This is a genomic window from Vibrio sp. 14G-20 (assembly GCF_026241515.1).
Classification (GTDB): domain Bacteria; phylum Pseudomonadota; class Gammaproteobacteria; order Enterobacterales; family Vibrionaceae; genus Vibrio.
This window is the reverse complement of sequence record NZ_JAPHPW010000001.1, coordinates 174,087-193,258: the sequence shown is the minus strand read 5'-3', so window position 1 is coordinate 193,258 and position 19,172 is coordinate 174,087. Positions and strand designations below refer to the sequence as shown.

The 19,172-nt window shown below is 44.7% G+C and carries 18 protein-coding genes; 15 read left to right on the top strand and 3 right to left on the bottom strand.

Translation table 11 applies throughout. The features are described 5' to 3' along the window. Window positions 1-231: 231 nt before the first annotated feature. Complete coding sequence (locus OQJ75_RS00915) at window positions 232-1,416, top strand: NnrS family protein (RefSeq protein WP_050619970.1); 1,185 nt, start codon at window positions 232-234, stop codon at window positions 1,414-1,416. A 91-nt stretch (window positions 1,417-1,507) separates the two neighbouring features. On the opposite strand, the gene OQJ75_RS00910 is transcribed toward OQJ75_RS00915, so the two are convergent. Then, complete coding sequence (locus OQJ75_RS00910) at window positions 1,508-2,518, bottom strand: adenosine deaminase (protein ID WP_265970520.1); 1,011 nt, start codon at window positions 2,516-2,518, stop codon at window positions 1,508-1,510. A gap of 354 nt (window positions 2,519-2,872) precedes the next feature. Between OQJ75_RS00910 and OQJ75_RS00905 the strand changes: the two genes are divergently transcribed. Then, window positions 2,873-3,190 (top strand): DUF3622 domain-containing protein, encoded by a 318-nt coding sequence (locus tag OQJ75_RS00905; protein WP_004734416.1) that lies wholly within the window; start codon window positions 2,873-2,875, stop codon window positions 3,188-3,190. Between the two features lie 195 nt (window positions 3,191-3,385). Here the strand turns inward: OQJ75_RS00905 and OQJ75_RS00900 are convergent, their stop codons facing one another. Next, window positions 3,386-4,432 carry a succinylglutamate desuccinylase/aspartoacylase family protein gene (locus tag OQJ75_RS00900; RefSeq protein ID WP_265970519.1) on the bottom strand — a complete coding sequence of 349 codons (1,047 nt, stop codon included), beginning with the start codon at window positions 4,430-4,432 and terminating at the stop codon, window positions 3,386-3,388. 271 nt (window positions 4,433-4,703) lie between these two features. Between OQJ75_RS00900 and OQJ75_RS00895 the strand changes: the two genes are divergently transcribed. Then, window positions 4,704-5,243 (top strand): DUF3332 family protein, encoded by a 540-nt coding sequence (locus OQJ75_RS00895; RefSeq protein ID WP_065205066.1) that lies wholly within the window; start codon window positions 4,704-4,706, stop codon window positions 5,241-5,243. Window positions 5,244-5,408: 165 nt separating this feature from the next. Here the strand turns inward: OQJ75_RS00895 and OQJ75_RS00890 are convergent, their stop codons facing one another. Further along, window positions 5,409-6,881, bottom strand: a complete 1,473-nt coding sequence (locus OQJ75_RS00890) for an aminoacyl-histidine dipeptidase (protein ID WP_265970518.1) — start codon at window positions 6,879-6,881, stop codon at window positions 5,409-5,411. 1,075 nt (window positions 6,882-7,956) lie between these two features. Between OQJ75_RS00890 and OQJ75_RS00885 the strand changes: the two genes are divergently transcribed. The 12 genes from OQJ75_RS00885 (at window position 7,957) to nusB (ending at window position 19,124) form a co-directional block, all read left to right on the top strand. Further along, window positions 7,957-9,246, top strand: coding sequence for an NCS2 family permease (locus tag OQJ75_RS00885; protein WP_004734411.1), 1,290 nt, complete (start codon window positions 7,957-7,959; stop codon window positions 9,244-9,246). Window positions 9,247-9,330: 84 nt separating this feature from the next. Then, window positions 9,331-9,795 carry an oxytetracycline resistance phosphoribosyltransferase domain-containing protein Tet(34) gene (gene tet(34), locus OQJ75_RS00880; RefSeq protein WP_265970517.1) on the top strand — a complete coding sequence of 155 codons (465 nt, stop codon included), beginning with the start codon at window positions 9,331-9,333 and terminating at the stop codon, window positions 9,793-9,795. 89 nt (window positions 9,796-9,884) lie between these two features. Beyond that, window positions 9,885-11,138, top strand: a complete 1,254-nt coding sequence (gene frsA / locus OQJ75_RS00875; protein WP_265970516.1) for an esterase FrsA — start codon at window positions 9,885-9,887, stop codon at window positions 11,136-11,138. Between the two features lie 144 nt (window positions 11,139-11,282). After that, a complete protein-coding gene (gene crl, locus OQJ75_RS00870; RefSeq protein ID WP_017060787.1) occupies window positions 11,283-11,672 on the top strand; it encodes a sigma factor-binding protein Crl in 390 nt (129 codons plus the stop codon). 76 nt (window positions 11,673-11,748) lie between these two features. Next, window positions 11,749-12,933, top strand: coding sequence for a glutamate 5-kinase (gene proB, locus OQJ75_RS00865; protein ID WP_012604650.1), 1,185 nt, complete (start codon window positions 11,749-11,751; stop codon window positions 12,931-12,933). A gap of 66 nt (window positions 12,934-12,999) precedes the next feature. Continuing rightward, the gene (locus OQJ75_RS00860) at window positions 13,000-14,250 is read left to right on the top strand and encodes a glutamate-5-semialdehyde dehydrogenase (protein WP_265970515.1); all 1,251 of its coding nucleotides are present in this window, start codon (window positions 13,000-13,002) and stop codon (window positions 14,248-14,250) included. 156 nt (window positions 14,251-14,406) lie between these two features. After that, window positions 14,407-14,856 carry a transcriptional regulator NrdR gene (gene nrdR / locus OQJ75_RS00855; protein ID WP_004734394.1) on the top strand — a complete coding sequence of 150 codons (450 nt, stop codon included), beginning with the start codon at window positions 14,407-14,409 and terminating at the stop codon, window positions 14,854-14,856. Between the two features lie 40 nt (window positions 14,857-14,896). After that, complete coding sequence (gene ribD / locus OQJ75_RS00850; protein ID WP_265970514.1) at window positions 14,897-15,985, top strand: bifunctional diaminohydroxyphosphoribosylaminopyrimidine deaminase/5-amino-6-(5-phosphoribosylamino)uracil reductase RibD; 1,089 nt, start codon at window positions 14,897-14,899, stop codon at window positions 15,983-15,985. A 46-nt stretch (window positions 15,986-16,031) separates the two neighbouring features. Next, window positions 16,032-16,688: a riboflavin synthase gene (locus OQJ75_RS00845; protein WP_004734396.1), complete on the top strand. Its 657-nt coding sequence runs from the start codon at window positions 16,032-16,034 to the stop codon at window positions 16,686-16,688. 108 nt (window positions 16,689-16,796) lie between these two features. After that, window positions 16,797-17,906 carry a bifunctional 3,4-dihydroxy-2-butanone-4-phosphate synthase/GTP cyclohydrolase II gene (gene ribBA, locus OQJ75_RS00840; protein ID WP_048615539.1) on the top strand — a complete coding sequence of 370 codons (1,110 nt, stop codon included), beginning with the start codon at window positions 16,797-16,799 and terminating at the stop codon, window positions 17,904-17,906. A 280-nt stretch (window positions 17,907-18,186) separates the two neighbouring features. Next, window positions 18,187-18,657 (top strand): 6,7-dimethyl-8-ribityllumazine synthase, encoded by a 471-nt coding sequence (ribE, locus tag OQJ75_RS00835; protein ID WP_004734398.1) that lies wholly within the window; start codon window positions 18,187-18,189, stop codon window positions 18,655-18,657. After that, complete coding sequence (gene nusB / locus OQJ75_RS00830) at window positions 18,657-19,124, top strand: transcription antitermination factor NusB (RefSeq protein WP_004734399.1); 468 nt, start codon at window positions 18,657-18,659, stop codon at window positions 19,122-19,124. The genes ribE and nusB overlap by 1 nt, the downstream gene beginning before the upstream one ends. The last annotated feature ends 48 nt before the right edge of the window (window positions 19,125-19,172 follow it).

The window sequence follows — 19,172 nt, the reverse complement described above, 5'->3', positions numbered from 1 at the left end:
ACCAAAAGTCAGTAAGTTTCTATTTATACACCTATAGGTCTTTATGACTCTTTTGGTTGTGTTTTTTTGACTTGTTTATTGGCTAGTGAATCTCGTGAGTCGCTGTTTTTACTGGTTTTATCTAATTGGCGCGTTTCATGCAATGTGATCTGCGTATTGCATCGGGTTTGATGCACACCAAATTTGGTTTAGGTAATACCTTGGCCGCTTATCTGAGAATTAGGAGCGAGTTTGTTAAATATCACAGATAAAAGTGTAGAAGACGCGATTCCAGCCTACCTGCGTTTAGGCTTTCGACCTTTCTTCTTTTTAGGCAGTCTCTATGCCGTGATTGCGATTGTCGCTTGGGTCATCATGTTCCAAAACGGTCAGCCTGAGATTTTAAAAGTTCCTGCACTGTGGTGGCACGTACATGAAATGCTGTTTGGTTTCTCAATGGCGATAGTGGTTGGTTTTGTGTTAACGGCGGTACAAACGTGGACGGGTGTCAACGGCACCAAGCACTATCGATTAGCTGCGCTAGTCGGTTTGTGGCTCGCACCTCGTATTCTGTTTTGGACACCCGCACCGTTATGGTTGATCTCGTCGGTTGAGGCGCTGTTCTTAATCTTCGCCGCCTACGAAATTGGTTTCCGAGTCGTGAAGTCGAAAGGCTGGAAGAATCTATTCTTTGTGCCGCTGTTTATATTGGCTATCGTGGCGAACTTTGCTAGTTACGCGACCATAAAGGGCATGCCCCCATTTCCATCGTCTGCAGTTTGGCAGGCTATGTTGTGGTGGTTTACTTTGCTGTTATCAGTGATGGGTGGGCGAGTAATCCCATTCTTCACAGCACGTCGCTTTGATTTTGAAAAAGCACAACCACTGGTTTGGTTGGAATGGCTAGCTAATCTACCTTTGGTTGGTTTATTTGTGTTGAGCTTCTTCCCATTGACCTTTGCTCAAGTCGGCAATGAGTTGATGGTATTTGCAGGTGTGACACAGTTGGTGCGCTTTATCCGTTGGAAACCTTGGACAACGCTATCAGAACCTTTGGTGTGGTCGCTGCATGCGGCTTATCTATGTATCCCTCTCAGCTTGCTGCTACGCGGTTTGCTAGACAACCCGTTCGCGAGCCACAACATGCTGCACTTGTTTGCGATTGGCGGTTTGAGTGGTTTGATTCTGGCGATGATTACGCGAGTGACAATGGGACATACCGGCCGTGCTATCTATAAAGGGCCAAGTATGGCTTTGGCGTTCTCGGCTATTTTTATCGCGGCACTCGTTCGTAGTTTGGGTGTGACATTCTTCCCTGCGTATTTATTTGAGATGGTTAACATCAGCGCCGGTTTATGGACGTTAGCATTCGGGTTGTTTATCTGGAAGTTCGGCATGATGCTTTTAACGCCAAGAGTGGATGGTCACCCAGGCTAAGCCTATTGATTTTCGAACCCATTTTGAAAGGGAAGCACTGAGCTTCCCTTTTTTGATCGCAGTAAAGCTCCATTCTCAAAGGTCTATTCTCTTAGTGAGTATTCTCGGCAAGATATTGGCGCACTTGTGCAATGAGATCTTCTTTGGCGTGAGGCGAGATGAAACTCGCTTCGACAGCATTAATACTGAATTGCGCTAATTCGTTTTTAGTCAGTGGATGAGCATTGGCGACGGCGAGGAAGTTATCATTCATATAGCCGCCGAAGTAAGCTGGATCATCGGAATTGATGGTGACGCAAAACCCTTTTCTCAGCAACTCGACGATATTGTGTTCTTGCATGGTGTTGAAGACCTTTAGTTTGGTATTCGATAGCGGGCACACGGTTAGCGGTGTGCGTTTAGCGATTAGCTGTTCCATCAAGTCTTCATCTTCAACACAACGAACGCCATGATCAATACGGGTGATGCCTAATAAGCTCAGTGCGTCACTAATATTTTGCGCAGGGCCTTCCTCTCCGGCGTGTGCGACAGTCAGGAAGCCTTGGTTGATCGCCTCTTGGAATACATGTTTAAACTTCTCTGGCGGATTGCCCTGTTCTGATGAATCTAACCCAACGGCAATGATCTTAGCTTTATAGGGAAGGGCTTGTTTGAGCGTTTCAAAAGCGCTGTCTTCATCAAGGTGGCGCAGAAAGCACATGATCAGTTGGCTGCTGATGCCAAGTTCTTGCTCCGCTTGATTCAAAGCTCGAGTAATCCCGCCGACGATGACTTCAAAGTCAATGCCGCGTTCAGTGTGAGTCTGAGGGTCGAAGAATATCTCAGTATGAACCACATTATCTTGCTGGCACTTCAACAGATAAGCCCACGTCAGGTCATAGAAATCCTGTTCATGAATCAGTACGTTAGCGCCTTGATAATAGATATCGAGAAAAGACTGAAGATTGTGGAATTGGTACGCGTCTCTTACTTGGTTTGGGTTATCAAAGGGAATCGACACGTTATTGCGCTTGGCCAGTTGGAACATCAGCTCAGGTTCTAGCGTGCCTTCAATATGTAAATGCAGCTCAACCTTGGGTAAATGTTTGATGAAGCTATCCATAGCAACTCCTTAGCTATTTTAATTATGGGCGGAGTAGGCGAGACAGTAGAGTCTGTAAACCTGAGCCTGCAGGTTATCTCTTTCATTTATCTCTGTTTGAGCATAGTTCATTTCATTGTTGTCGATAAAATTGCACAGAAGTTGATGATGAATCGAGAGTTACGAACCCATTGAAATCCGGCGCAAACGATTTGCAGCATGGGAGTGTGATCCGCTGCAAATATTTGCAGCAATATTCATTGATTTGTGCTCTAATACCGCGCTTACCAAGGGATGGTGTTAAAAGATGCTCACTTAGATGGAGTTATCAAAGTGACCGATCCCTTAATGATCTCCCTTAGGAAAAAATAGAACATGTCTAAGAACAAAAAATTTGATATCCGCCTTACAGAAAAACGCAACGGTTGGTGTGCAGAGATTACTCGTCAAGTAACGTCTCGCAGCACAACAGTATCTAAGCGTGAGTCTGGTTTCGAAACTGAAGCTCTAGCACAAGAGTGGGCAGAGAAAGAGCTAGCATCTTTCATCTCAAACCAAGCAGAACGTAACGAGCGTAAATCAGAGCAGCGTAAAGAGCGTGACGAACTACGTCACACTAAAGAGCTTAAAGCTGAACAAGCACGTGAAGCACGCGCAAAAGCTCGTGAAGAAGAGCAAGAAGACGCTGAGTAATCCAGTGCACAATTAATTTACAGGTCCCTTAATTTTAAGATAAGGGACAAGTAAAAAAAGCCCCGATATAGCTTTTCTCTTTCTAGTTAAAAGTTTATCGGGGCTTTTTCATTTGTGGCATATTGGTCTGGATCACGTAACCACTGAATGGCTGGTGGCTACGTATCTGATTCACTAATTACCCGAAATCGGTCCTTAGTTGTTTAGCGCTGTCAGCCAATCGTCTTCCGCGACTTCTTCAATGTAACTCTCTACAGACTGTCCCACTTCATCATCATCTTGCTTGAAGTAAGCAATGTGGAACACTGCGTCACCTTCGTTTACCAACGGTAGAGTTTGTTGACCAATCACGATACCGCCTTTAGTGGTGATTACTTGGCCTTCTTGGTGACCCAATGGAGAACTGATGTAAGCCAGGGTTTGTCCTGTTTCAACTTGTTCGCCAAGCCTTACCATATTACGCAAAATGCCGTCTGATTCAGCGCGGATCCAACTGGTCGATTTACTCAATACTGGCTCTGGTAACTTCTTACGGTTAGGGCGCAGCATGCCGATTTCTTTCATCACTTGATGTACGCCAAGGTAACCCGCACGAATCGCTAGGTGATCAAAACGCAGCGCTTCACCACCTTCGTAAGTTAATACAGGAATACCTAATTTTTCCGCTTCGCTGCGCAATGAACCATCACGCAGTGGAGAATCTATGATCACGGGTGTTGCGAACGCTTTTGCGATGCGCAGTGTTTCAGGGTTCGACAGGTTTGCACGGATCTGTGGCAAGTTAGTACGGTGAATCGCACCCGTGTGAAGATCCAAAATGTAATCACAGTGCTTCGCTACGTTCTCAAAGAAGGTGTGAGCGATGCGTGATGTCAGTGATCCTTTCTCACTTCCAGGGAAGCAACGGTTCAGGTCACGACGGTCTGGTAGGTAACGAGACTTATGGATAAAACCAAATACGTTAACGATAGGCACAACAAGTAGTGTTCCTTTCAGTTTTTTTGGATCTATCGCATTGGTCAGTTGTCGTGCAATCTCAACACCGTTTAGTTCATCTCCGTGGATCGCCGCGTTTACCATCAGTGTTGGGCCCGCTTGGCGACCATGAATAATTTCAATCGGGATTGAAAGTGGAGAATGCGTGTAAAGCTGAGCCGCTTGCAGTTCAATCTCCATTCTCTGTCCTGGCTGAACAGTATAACCAAGTAATTCGAAGGGTTGATTAGGTTTTAGTCTTGCCATTTATGTTGTTCTCAACATGGTGATAATTCGTTAACACGGAATGTATCAATCGTTGATTTTTAGTACGAATCAATCGCTTTACGGTGACGACAAAACTTTTTTATGGAGGGGTTTCTTAATTGGTTTCTGTTTTTGATTTGGCTAGTTAGAAGGGGTTTAGAATTGTGAATTTCCTGACAATACATTGATTTAACGCTGATATTTATTGTTCGGTTGGTTGGTATTATCCATCGCCATTTTTTGGCGGCCAAATTCAAATATCGAGATCAAAATGAAAAAAACAATTTCAAAAGTTGTAGCACTAGCGGTGGTATCTGTTGCTCTATCTGGCTGTGTGGGTAGCAACGCAGTAACGGGTTACCTAATGAAGTTCAACATCAAGGCTGTTGACAACCGCTACGCTCGTGGTGGTTTGAACATACTACTTGCACCTGCGTACGGTCTAACGGTTGCTGCCGATTACCTAGTATTTAACTCACTAGAGTTCTGGACGGGTAGCAACCCACTAACAGGTGCTCCGCACATCTTTGATACTAAGACTGATACTTACCTTGATATCAACGATCAGCTTGATAAGTCACTGACTGAAGCGCCAGTAGGCCCGATCACGAGTGCCGATATGATTGAGAAAGGTCAAATGCAGCAGATCGACGAAAACACTATCCAAATGGACATCACTTACCAGTCTGGTGAGCGTGCGACGTTAATCGGTGTTCGTGATGGCGAGATGGTGACGTACTTCATCGACGGCGAAGTCGTAGCACAAACTTCAATTGATGAGCTAGAAAGCTACGCGGCTTCACGCGCTTAGTTATTTAGTCACAAGTAGCAGTGACAAAGATTAGATACAAAAACAGGTACTCATGAGTACCTGTTTTATTTTGTTCTTAATAAACGATGTTTACTGAAAAGTGCTATTTATTGAAGAGCCCATTTATTGGAAACACCATTTACTGAAAAACACTAGCGAATCGATTTATGCTTTTTCTGGGATCGCAGCAAGTAATGCAACCATTTGGTTCCAGAACAGCTCAACTGTGTCGATCTTCACTTTCTCATCAGGAGAGTGTGGGAACTTGATCGTTGGGCCGAAAGAAACCATATCCATGTTCGGGTAAGGTTCTTTGAACAGACCACACTCAAGGCCAGCATGGATAACCATGATGTTTGGCTTGTGACCGTAGATGCCTTCGTACATGTCGCGGAAGATATGCATGATCTCTGAATCTGCGTCTGGTTTCCAACCTGGGTAAGCACCAGAGAACGCGATGTTTGCGCCTGCTAGTTCAGCAACAGAGTGAAGCATACTTTCTACTTGGCTGCGACCAGAGTCGATAAGAGAACGGATCAAGCAAAGTACTGTGATTGAATCTTCTTCCGTTGTGATAACACCTACGTTTAGAGATGTTTCAACAACACCTTCAATCTCGTCACTCATACGAATCACGCCGTTTGGACATGCGTTAAGTGCCGCGATAAAGCGAGCTTGGTCTGCTGATGCTAGTGTGCCCATTTCAACTGAAGCTTCTTCGTTGAAGGTCACGATGCTGTCTTCTACTTTACCTAGCTCTGTTGAAAGCAGCTCTGTGTAGTAGTTGTATAGTGAAGCCAGTTTTTCTTGGTTTGCCGCAGGAACAGCAACCGTTACGAAACCTTCACGAGGAATTGCGTTACGAAGGCTACCACCTTTGAATTCGACGATACGAAGGTCTAGCTCTTTTGCGTGACCGGCTAGGAAGCGAGCAATCAGTTTGTTTGCGTTTGCACGACCAGTGTGAATGTCACAACCAGAGTGACCGCCTTTTAGGCCTTTTAGCGTTAGCTTGCGTGTTACGAAGTCGGCTGGAATTGCGTTACGTGCAATTTCAAATGTCATTGCGCCGTCGATACCGCCAGCACAACCCATGTACACTTCACCTTCTTGCTCTGAGTCAGTATTAAGAAGGATATCGCCTTCTAACCAACCGGCTTCAAGACCAAACGCACCAGTCATGCCTGCTTCTTCATCTACGGTTAGTAGAACTTCGATAGGGCCGTGTTGGATTTCGTTTGAAGCAAGAACAGCTAGGCAAGATGCCATGCCCATGCCGTTGTCAGCACCAAGCGTTGTGCCTTTTGCTGTAACCCACTCACCATCGATGTATGGCTGGATTGGATCTTTTGTAAAGTCGTGATCAGTGTCTTCGTTCTTTTGTGGAACCATATCGATGTGAGCTTGTAGCACGACACCTTTTTTGTTTTCCATACCCGGCGTTGCTGGCTTTTTGATGAATACGTTGCCCGTTGGATCACGGCGTACATCTAAGCCTTGCTCTGTTGCCCAAGCAATAATGTATTGAGCAAGCTCTTCTTCATGCTTTGAAGGGTGTGGGATTGAACAAATCTTATCGAAAAACTGCCAAATAGGGGCAGGGGACAATTTACTGATCTCAGAATGGAATTCAGACACGGATGACTCCTTTTTTATTTGATAACCATATATTTAGGATTTCTATAGGTGAAAACTTAGAACAAAAATCTAAAATATGGGTCTGTTTTGATGGCAACAGCATACCACTTGAGCGTTTTGACGAGTAGCGGTTCTAAACCTCAAAATCCTCAAATTTTGAAAGCGATCTTGTCTATCTGATCATTAATAAGTGAGCTGATGCTTATTGATGGCATAAGCAAACGTTTGTTTAGCTCTGTTCTGTAATTTAATTACATAAATAAGTTTGTAAAATAACCATAAATGGTAAAAAGTGTGACGCACAGCAAAAAATACTTGTAATCTTTTTTCTTTGAGGTATATTAATAACCAACTTCTGAGATGAAGAGTAAATGCTCAAAGGATGAGTCCGTTTTATCGCCTCCAAGGAACCGAGAAATCAAATTCGTTTTTTATTGATTTATTAAGGTGATAGTTATGAAAGGTTTACCATCTGCAATGTTCTGGATTAACAGCTCTGTTTACACTAGCAACTTTGCATACCCTACAAGCTTTGGTTACTAATACCGGAAGCATGTAACTCGAACAGTTTTGTTCACCCCTATATATTGGAATTCTTTTACAGCCCTTTTGGTTGACAGATTCTACCGCCACTCAGTTTTGAGTGGCGTTTTTTTTGCCTGCTACTTTACCGCCTGCTTTTTTATTAACTACTTTCATTCACCATTTCTCCGCTATTCGTTGCGGTCGTTTTTTGAACGCCAAGCTATCAATTCGCACCTTATTACTGATTCTGTTGGAAAATACATAACTCTTGTGAGTTTTGATTGAGAATTTGTGAGCTACATTCTTAATGAAAATAACCAATGGTCGAAAAAATAACCAAATTATTCCGCCGCCTTTTTTATTTTTAAGGTATTGTTTTTAATGGTAATTTGAATTTCCCCATTCTCTTTTAATCGTTCTGTTTAATACGGCATTCTGATAAATATTAATTAGAGCCTTAATTCTATCTGGAATTTGTTATTTGATAACTTTATAATCCACAGCCAATCGATTACGCAACCGTTTACTCTTACCCTTATAGGATTCGATAATGTTCGAAAAGCTATTCAAACTCAGTGAAAATGGCACCAATGTGCGCACTGAAATCATCGCAGGTCTAACAACCTTCCTAACAATGGCTTACATCATTTTTGTAAACCCAATGATTCTAGCTGACGCTGGGATGGACCATGGCGCTGTATTTGTAGCAACCTGTTTAGCGGCTGCTATTGGCTGTTTCATCATGGGCTTTGTTGCTAACTATCCAATTGCTCAAGCTCCAGGTATGGGTTTGAACGCTTTCTTTACCTATGCTGTTGTAATGGGTATGGGTTATACGTGGCAAGTTGCTCTGGCAGCGGTTTTCGTATCAGGCGTAATCTTCATCTTCTTAAGTATCTTTAAGATTCGTGAATGGATTATCAACTCGATCCCTATGTCTCTGCGTGTTGGTATCTCTGCTGGTATCGGCCTTTTCCTAGCGTTTATCGCGCTTAGCAATGCAGGCATCGTTGTTTCTAACCCAGCGACTAAAGTTTCACTGGGCGACATTACCGCGATTGCTCCTATCTTAGGCGCGCTTGGTTTCTTCATTACTATTGCTCTTGTTCACCGTGGTGTGAAAGGCGCAGTAATGATCGCGATTCTCGCTATCACAGCGATTGGTATTGCGATCGGTGACGTTCAATACGGCGGCATCATGTCGACACCACCGAGCCTTGCACCGACATTCATGCAGCTTGATTTCTCTGCTGTATTTGAAATCGGTATGATTTCAGTTGTATTCGCATTCTTGTTCGTCGATTTGTTCGATACAGCGGGTACTCTGGTTGGTGTTGCAACGAAAGCAAACCTAATCAAAGAAGACGGTAAACTACCGCGCTTGAACAAAGCACTGCTTGCTGACTCTACAGCAACATCTATTGGTGCATTGCTAGGTACATCAAACACAACTTCTTATGTTGAGAGTGTTGCGGGTGTTGCTGAAGGCGGTCGTACCGGTCTAACTGCTGTTGTTGTTGGTATCTTATTCCTACTGGCTCTTTTCTTCTCGCCACTTGCAGGTATGATTCCGGCTTACGCAACATCAGGTGCACTTTTCTATGTAGCAATTCTGATGATGTCTGGACTAGTTGGCATTGATTGGCGTGATCTTACGGAAGCCGCACCAGTCGTGGTAACATGTCTGCTTATGCCGCTGACGTACTCTATCGCTGAGGGTATCTCACTAGGTTTCATCGCTTACGCTGCAATTAAGCTGCTAAGTGGTAAAGGTCGCGACGTTTCACCTGCGGTATGGGTAATGTCCGTTATCTTTATTCTTAAATACATTTTCGCTTAATCGTCTAGATTTCTGCTTAATCGCTGAAGAGGCTATGTTTGAAATAGCCTCTAATAACATGACAAAATTATTAGGTTTTATACTATGAGCAACAAATTCATTATCACTTGGGACAACATGCAGACTTACTGCCGTCAACTTGCTGAAAAGCAAATGCCAGCAGAGCAATGGAAAGGCATCTGGGCGGTAAGCCGTGGTGGTTTGGTTCCTGGTGCAATCTTGGCTCGTGAGCTAGGTATTCGTCACGTAGATACGATTTGTATTTCTAGCTACGACCACGATCACCAACGTGATATGACAGTCGTTAAAGCACCAGAAGGTGACGGCGAAGGCTTCCTAATCGTTGAAGACTTGGTTGATAGTGGTGACACTGCACGTAAGCTTCGCGAAATGTACCCTAAAGCGAAACTGATCGCTGTATGTGCAAAACCATCTGGCGCTGATTTGCTAGACGAGTACATTGTTGATATCGCCCAAGATACATGGATTGAGCAACCTTGGGATACTAGCCTAAGCTACGTTGAGCCAGTAAATCGCAAGTCAAAATAAGCGTAAACTTAGTTTTTTGAGAAATGACCCTTTATAGGGTCATTTTTTTTTATATTATTAGTGACAACCATTTCTTATTAAGTATCCCAATGTCTGAACCAGAAGAAACGAGCTCGAACCTTTCGGAAACTTTGTTTGTAAAGCACAAGCAGGCGAAAGAGACCTCAATGTTGACACAATACATGCCTAGCTCTGAAGCGTTATTGGATGAGAAGCGTGAACAGCAAAACTCATCATGGTACCGAAACCTAAGACGTCTTCAGTGGGTCTGGCAAGGCGTTAATCCAATAGAGCAAGAAGCGGTATTGGCTCGCATCGCGTCATCAGATAACTCTCGGACAACCGATGAGTGGCTTGATACGGTCATGGGTTACCGAAGCGGTAACTGGGCATACGAATGGACCAAGCTGGGTATGCAGCATCAGAATCGTTCTAATGAAAAGAACGGTGAAGAGATGGCTGAAGAGCTGTTTTTAGCATCGCTGTGCTTCAGTATTGCGGGTTACCCACATCTCAAGAACGACAACTTGGCAGCTCAGGCTCAAGTGTTGGCCAACGCAGCCTATTCTGAAGCGATAAAGCACACTAAGTTGATCGTCAAACAGATTGATATTCCATACCAAAACAAGAAGATCAAAGCGAACTTGCACCTAACCAAGACAGATAAACCACAACCGGTTGTGATTGTCAGCGCGGGTCTAGATAGCTTGCAAACCGATATGTGGCGCCTGTTTAGGGATTATTTAGCACCTAAGAACATTGCTATGTTAACGGTAGACATGCCATCAATAGGGCACAGTGCACATTGGCCGTTAACAGAAGACTCATCTTGTCTTCACCAAGCGGTGCTGAATGAATTGCCTAACATTCCATGGGTCGATCACCATAAAGTTGGTTTGTTTGGCTTCCGCTTCGGTGGCAATGCGATGGTGAGATTATCTTTCCTTGAGCAACATAAGATTAAAGCGTGTATCTCTTTAGGCGCGCCAATTCACGACATCTTCGTTCATGCAGACAAACTGAAACAGATGCCTAAGATGCATTTAGATGTGTTGGCTTCGCGCCTTGGTAAAGGGGCGGTCGATATCAATAGCCTTTCTGGGCAGTTGATGGCGTGGTCACTCAAGGTACAAGGTTTGCTGTCAAACAGTAAAACCAGCGTTCCTATCTTGGCATTGGCTCTGGAAGGTGACCCGGTTTCACCGCCAATGGATAATCAACTGGTTGCTATTTACAGTGATTACGGAAAAGCGAAGAAAATCAAAGCTAAGTCAATTACACAAGGTTATGAGCAATCCCTCGAATTGGCGATAAAGTGGCTTGAGGATGAATTATTTAGATGACATTTCTCCTAAATTAGTTAAGCATGAAAAGTGTACAAACTAAGTACCTGATACTCAGCGATAATTTATAAAATCCAATTGCGTAGTTTCTACGTATAACAGTCTGAGTAGCGTCATTCTTAACATTGAAAATGGAGATTCAATATGTCAGAAGTGACACAACAACCTACGCATTACCGCTTGTTGAATGTTTTAAAGGCGATCGGGCCTTACTTAAGGGAACCGCAATCAGAAGAAGGCCACTATATCTTTGATTGCTTGTCTGTATGTGTGAACGATAAAAAATCACCAGAAGAACGCGAGTTTTGGGGCTGGTGGCTGGAATTGGATAAGTCGGAAGAGGGATATTCGGCGAAGTACAATATCGGCAAGTACAACATCGATGGTAACTGGGATTCTTTGCCGTTACCTAAAAAGGCGGTAGCTGAGGTCTCTCGAACTCAAGAAGCCTTCCACAAAAAACTGGTTGATGAACTTCAAAGTAAGTTTGAAATCAGTATCCAATTAGACGAAGAGTCTGTCGAATTCGTCTAATTTTAAAGGTTACTCTTCTATATAAAGCAAAAAGGTGCGATTTCGCACCTTTTCTGCTTGTGAATTCCCCTTTTGATTGCTAAAACATCACCTCTTATTTGTTTTATCCATAAAAGACTTCATGACAACAAATCATCAAAGCGGGACAACAACACAGCGTAAAACTGTCGTTGTTAAACTGGGTACCAGTGTCTTAACTGGTGGAACATTGGCATTAGACCGCGCTCATATGGTTGAGCTGGTTCGTCAATGTGCTGAATTAAAAAAACAAGGCCACTCTGTGGTTATGGTTTCGTCTGGCGCAATTGCAGCAGGACGTGAACACCTTGGTTACCCCGCACTTCCCAACTCAATGGCGAGCAAACAGTTGCTTGCGGCAGTTGGGCAAAGCCAGTTGATTCAAGTTTGGGAGTCTTTGTTTGCTATCTATGGTCTTAAGATTGGCCAGATGCTACTGACTCGTGCTGATCTCGATGATCGCGAGCGTTTTCTTAATGCACGTGACACGATCAACGCACTGGTTGAACACGATATTATTCCGGTAGTAAACGAAAACGACGCAGTAGCAACCAACGAAATTAAAGTGGGCGACAATGATAACTTGTCGGCCTTAGTGGGTATTTTGTGCGGTGCTGATAAGCTTTTGCTACTAACAGATCAAAAAGGCCTGTTTACGGCTGACCCTCGTAAAGACCCAAATGCTGAGCTCATCAAAGAAGTGAAAACCATTGATGACACACTGCGCAAGATCGCAGGCGGCAGCGGTACGACATTAGGTACCGGCGGCATGGCAACAAAACTGCAGGCGGCGGATATTGCTCGTCGTGCCGGTATTGAAGTGATTATTGCTGCGGGCAGTGCTGAAAATGTGGTGTTTGATTCACTGAGTGACAACCCACAAGGCACACGTTTCTTGCCTTTAGCGGAAGCGCTTGAAAACCGTAAACGCTGGATTTTAGCGGGCCCTGCTTCAGCAGGTGACATTGTGGTCGACGACGGCGCAGTAAATGCAGTCAACACCAAAGGCAGCAGCTTGTTGGCGAAAGGGGTTGTTCGAGTTAAAGGCGAATTCTCTCGTGGTGAAGTTACCCAAGTCACAGACAGCAAAGGCAAAGTAATTGCGCGTGGTATCGCCAGTTATTCAAGCCAAGACCTAGCAAAAATTGCAGGTAAGCACAGTAAAGATATTGGTGACATTCTTGGATACGATTATGGGTCAGAAGTCATTCACCGTGACGACTTAGTTGTAATCCAAGAGTAGCTCGTGATGATAAGGCGAATCGCCTTTTTGCATCCAAAGACAGACAGAATTTAGGGAGAGTTAAACGTGGATTTAACTAACATGGGTATCGCAGCAAAAGACGCTGCTTTCCACCTAGCGACCGCATCTACGGCGCAAAAGAATAAAGCATTGGCGATCATCGCTGATGAGCTAGAAGCAAACGCAGCAACGATTTTAGAAGCGAACGCGAAAGATATCGAATTAGGTCGCGAAGCAGGTTTAACCGACGCACTGCTTGATCGTCTACTTCTTAATGAAGAGCGCTTAACCGGCATCGCTAACGATGTTCGTAACGTAATTAGCCTGAATGACCCAGTTGGCAGCGAGATTGACAGCAAAGTACTGGAAAACGGTATGTCACTGTCTCGCCGCCGCGTGCCACTTGGTGTGGTTGGTGTTATCTATGAAGCGCGTCCAAACGTAACGATTGATATTGCAGCTCTGTGTCTGAAGACAGGTAACGCAAGCATTCTACGTGGTGGTAAAGAGACGTTCTTCTCGAACATGGAACTGGTTAAGGTTATCCAGTCTGCATTAGAGAAAGCGGAGCTTCCAGCCGCTTCTGTTCAGTACATCGAGAAGCCTGATCGTGAACTCGTTTCTCAACTGCTTAAACTGGATGACTACGTGGATATGATCATTCCTCGTGGTGGCGCTGGCTTGCATAAGATGTGTAAAGAGAACAGCACCATCCCAGTTATCATTGGCGGCTTTGGTATCAGCCATATCTTCGTTGATGAAAGCGCTGATCTTGAGAAATCTGTCGATGTGGTTGAAAACTCAAAAGTTCAACGCCCGTCAGCGTGTAACTCGTTAGATACACTGCTAGTGCATGAAGCGGTTGCTGAAGCTTTCCTAACTAAGCTGAAACAGCGTTTAGCAGGCAAGGTAACCTTGGTAGCCGATTCCAGTGCAAAGTCACTGCTAACAGGTTTTGAAGACCAACGTGATGCGGTTGAAGGCGACTTTGACACTGAATGGCTAAGCTACACGCTAGGCGTGAAAGTCGTTGCGGATGTGGCAGAAGCGATTGACCACATGCGTGTACACAACGCGAGTCACTCAGATGCAATCATGACTAACAGCCTAGAGAGTTCAGAGCGTTTCATTAACTCTGTTGGTTCTGCAGCGGTTTATGTGAATGCATCAACACGTTTCACCGATGGCGCACAGTTTGGTTTAGGTGCTGAAGTTGCCGTGTCTACTCAGAAATTGCATGCTCGCGGCCCAATGGGTTTAGAAGAGCTGACAAGCTACAAATGGGTAGGTAAAGCGAACTATTTAGTCCGCGGTTAACGCTGGTCGTTAATTTTACTCCTCAGCTCATTTTTGAAATGGCGATCGAGTAGCAATAATCAATGAATCACCACACAAAAGGGCCTTAATTGGCCCTTTTTCTTTCCTAACGTTTGGCAATTCCGTTACACTGATATTCAATTATTTGGAGGTGATATGCATTGTCCTTTTTGTTCAGAGAACGACACTAAAGTAATCGATTCAAGACTGGTAGCCGATGGCCATCAGGTTCGTCGTCGCCGTCAATGCCTTGCATGTAGTGAACGTTTTACTACGTTCGAATCGGCAGAACTTGTGATGCCCAAAGTCATAAAGTCGAATGGAAACCGCGAACCATTTAATGAAGATAAAATGGTGGGTGGTGTACAGCGCGCCCTAGAAAAACGCCCAGTGAGTGCTGATGCGATTGAACTTGCGATCAGTACGATTAAGTCACAACTCCGTGCAACGGGCGAGCGTGAAGTACCAAGCGAGATGATTGGTAATCTTGTGATGGGCCAATTGAAAGAATTGGATAAAGTGGCGTACATTCGTTTTGCCTCTGTTTACCGCAGCTTTGAAGACATCCGAGAGTTTGGCGAAGAAATCGCTAAATTAGAGGATTAACTCCTCAATCATGTCAAACTTTACTCCCCTAGATTTTCAAATGATGTCGCGTGCTATTCAGTTAGCCAAACGCGGCATTTACACTACTGCACCCAACCCGAATGTGGGTTGTGTCATTGTGCAAACCGATGGTCAGATCGTTGGTGAAGGTTTTCATGCCAAAGCTGGTGAACCTCATGCTGAAGTACATGCCATGCGAATGGCGGGTGATAAGGCAAAAGGTGCGACGGCTTATGTCACGCTAGAGCCTTGTTCTCATTACGGTCGAACGCCGCCTTGTGCTGAAAGTTTGATTAAGGCTCAAGTAGCCAAAGTGATTTGTGCCATGCAGGACCCAAACCCAAAAGTCGCGGGTCGTGGTATCAAAATGCTACGCGATGCGGGTATTGAGGTTGAAATCGGTTTGCTAGAGCAAGACGCTCTCGACTTGAACCCTGCATTTATCAAGCGTATGCAAACGGGCATGCCATTCGTTCAGTTAAAGATGGCCGCTAGCCTTGATGGGCAAACGGCATTGAACAATGGTCAAAGCCAGTGGATCACATCGCCAGAAGCGCGTCGTGACGTTCAGAACTACCGAGCAAAATCAGGTGCGGTGTTATCAACTAGCCAGACGGTGATTGAAGACAACGCATCGTTGAATGTTCGTTGGACGGAGTTGCCAAGCAGCATCAAAGATCATTACGCTGAAGACGAGCTGCGTCAGCCGATTCGCGTGATTCTTGATCGTCAAAACCAACTGCGTCCTGAGCTCAAGTTATTCCAGACTCCAACATCAGTGTTGAGAGTTGCCGAAGCGTCTGCTGATATTGAAGTCGGAACCACAGATGCAGGTCAGCTTGATTTGCACGATCTGATGCGTCAATTACCTGCAAATCATATCGACCATATTTGGGTCGAAGCGGGCGCTACATTGGCAAAAAGCTTGATTGAAGAACAGCTGGTGGATGAGCTAATCCTCTATTTAGCACCTAAACTTATGGGCAGTGACGGACGAGGTTTGATGGGCGCATTAGGGCTCACTTCAATGTCTGACGTTATTGACCTAGAAATTAAAGATGTTCGACAGGTTGGTGTGGATATTCGCATCGTGGCTAAACCAAGAGCGGAAAAACCACTCTCGAAATAGTTAATCCAACTACATACGTGTCGTTGACAACAAAAAGAGTTTTAAAATGTTTACAGGAATTGTAGAAGCCGTAGGTACATTGAGTGCAATCACTCCCCGCGGAGAAGACATCACCGTAACGGTTAATGTTGGTAATCTTGATATGGCTGACGTTAAGTTAGGCGACAGTATCGCTACCAATGGTGTTTGTTTGACGGTTGTTGAGTATAACGACCACAGCTACAGTGCAGACCTTTCGCTTGAGACCCTGAAAAAAACGGGTTTTGTCGATTACCAAGCTGGCGATAAGGTCAACCTAGAGAAAGCAATGCTACCGACCACGCGTTTCGGTGGTCATATTGTATCGGGTCACGTTGATGGCGTAGGTGAGATTGTTGAACGTAACCAAGTTGGCCGGGCGATTGAGTTCTGGGTAGAAATGCCAGCAGAAATCTCAAAATACGTGGCTCAAAAAGGTTCAGTAACGGTCGATGGTATCAGCCTGACAGTGAACGATTTACGCAAGAACGCATTCAAGCTGACTATCGTTCCTCACACTTCTTCAGAAACTACCATCGACCAATTCAATGTCGGTCGTAAAGTGAATCTAGAAGTCGATGTATTAGCGCGTTACATGGAGCGTTTACTGCAAGGTCAGCAACAAGAATCTGAGCCTGAATCTCGATTAACGATGGAATTCTTACAGCAGAATGGTTTTGCCTAACCGTTGATACAAAGTGCGTTAAGCGAGACTTTGTAAAGCGAAGCAATATCATCAGGTTTAAATAGTGTCGGTTCTAGGAAGCAGAACCATTTCAAAGGATATAGAACAATGCCAATTAGTACTCCTCAAGAAATTATTGAAGACATTCGCCTAGGAAAAATGGTTATCCTGATGGATGATGAAGATCGCGAGAATGAAGGCGATCTGATCATGGCAGCAGAACATGTTACGCCAGAAGCGATTAACTTCATGGCGATGTATGGCCGCGGCTTAATCTGTCTGACGCTAACCAAAGAGCGTTCAAGCCGTATGGGTCTAGCGCCTATGGTTCAAGACAACAATGCACAGTACACCACGAACTTTACGGTTTCGATTGAAGCGGCTGAAGGTGTAACGACGGGTATCTCTGCATCAGACCGTGCAGTGACGGTTCAAGCGGCAGTGGCGAAAGACGCGAAAGCGGCTGATCTTGTTCAACCTGGTCATATTTTCCCACTGACAGCGCAAGATGGCGGTGTTCTGACTCGCGCAGGACATACAGAAGCAGGTTGTGATTTAGCACGTCTAGCAGGCTGTGAACCAGCATCGGTTATCGTTGAGATCCTCAATGACGATGGCACCATGGCACGTCGCCCTGATCTTGAAGTCTTCGCTGAAAAACACGATATCAAACTAGGCACCATTGCTGACTTGATTGAATATCGCAACAACACCGAAACGACGATTGAACGTGTAGCACAGTGCCATTTGCCAACAGAGTTTGGTGACTTTGAGCTTGTGACTTACCGTGACACGATTGATAACCAGATCCACTATGCGATGCAAAAAGGCGACTTGTCTGAAGGTGCTCCTTTAGTACGTGTTCACCTGCATGATACGTTTACCGATCTGCTTCATTCAGACCGTGGTACTGAGCGTAGCTGGTCGCTAGATAAAGCGATGAAGCGCATTGGCGACGAAGGCGGTGTGTTGGTTATTTTGGGTAACGAAGAGTCGTCTGATTCTTTGATCCACAAAGTGAAGACGTTCGAAGCGCAAGATAAGAATGAGCAACCAACCATGGCGAAGAAGCAAGGTACTTCTCGTCGTGTTGGTGTGGGTTCTCAGATTCTACAAGACCTAGGCGTTCACGATATGCGTTTACTGTCTTCAAGCACCAAGCGTTACCACGCATTGGGCGGCTTTGGTCTTAACGTTGTTGAATACGTTTGCGAGTAGTCACTTGCATATGAGTTTGTAGCAACATAAATCAGTGATGATGCCGATAGTTCTTTTGGTAACCAATCTGGCCAAAAGAGCAAAGTCGCTAAGCCAGACTTACAGCGTGTTAAACACGTGAGCTTAGCGACTTGTTGTTCCCATACGGTTGGGAGCAACGCTGCGTTATCATCTTTACATCTCCGGTGTCCGTTCTTCTAAATTAGCATTAGATATTGCTCACAGTTTTGTGCTAGAATCCGGCGATTCTCACTTGATGAAAATAGTTAAAGGAAGGCTTATGAAAGTGATCGAGGGTGGCTTCCCAGCGCCAAATGCAAAAATTGCTATCGTTATTGCTCGTTTCAACAGTTTTATTAACGAAAGTTTACTTTCTGGTGCAATCGATACTTTAAAGCGTCATGGACAAGTAAGCGAAGACAACATCACTGTTGTTCGTTGCCCTGGTGCAGTAGAACTTCCACTTGTAGCGCAGCGCGTTGCAAAAACGGGTAAGTTCGATGCGATTGTATCTCTTGGTACAGTAATCCGTGGCGGTACACCTCACTTTGACTATGTTTGTAGTGAATGTAATAAAGGTTTGGCACAAGTGTCTCTGGAATTTTCTCTTCCAGTAGCGTTTGGTGTTCTTACTGTTGATACGATCGATCAAGCTATTGAACGCGCAGGAACCAAGGCTGGTAATAAGGGTGCAGAAGCAGCACTTAGCGCACTTGAGATGATCAACGTTCTTTCTGAAATCGATTCCTAATGGGGGCCAGTGTGAAACCAGCCGCACGTCGTAACGCACGTCAATTTGCTCTACAAGCAATTTATTCTTGGCAAATTACTAAAGAAAATATTGCTACCGTTGAAGAACAGTTCTTATCTGGTGGTAAGTATGATGAAGAAGAGCATCATGCTGCAGAACCTGCACTTGCTATGCCAGAAACAGACGTTGCATACTTCCGCGACCTACTAACTGGTGTTGCTCTTAGCCACATGGAACTTGATAGCAAGCTTCGTCCATTCGTATCTCGCCCTATGCAAGATCTGGATCTGATGGAACTAGCGCTTCTACGTTTAGCTATGTACGAGATGACTCGTCGCGAAGATGTACCATACAAAGTGGTTATCAACGAAGCTATCGAGCTTGCAAAAGTATTTGCAGCAGAAGACAGCCATAAGTTTGTTAACGGTGTGCTTGATAAAGCTGCACCGCACGTTCGTAAGAAATAAGACGTTCGTATATTGAATCTAAAGGTCAGCTTTTATGCTGGCCTTTTT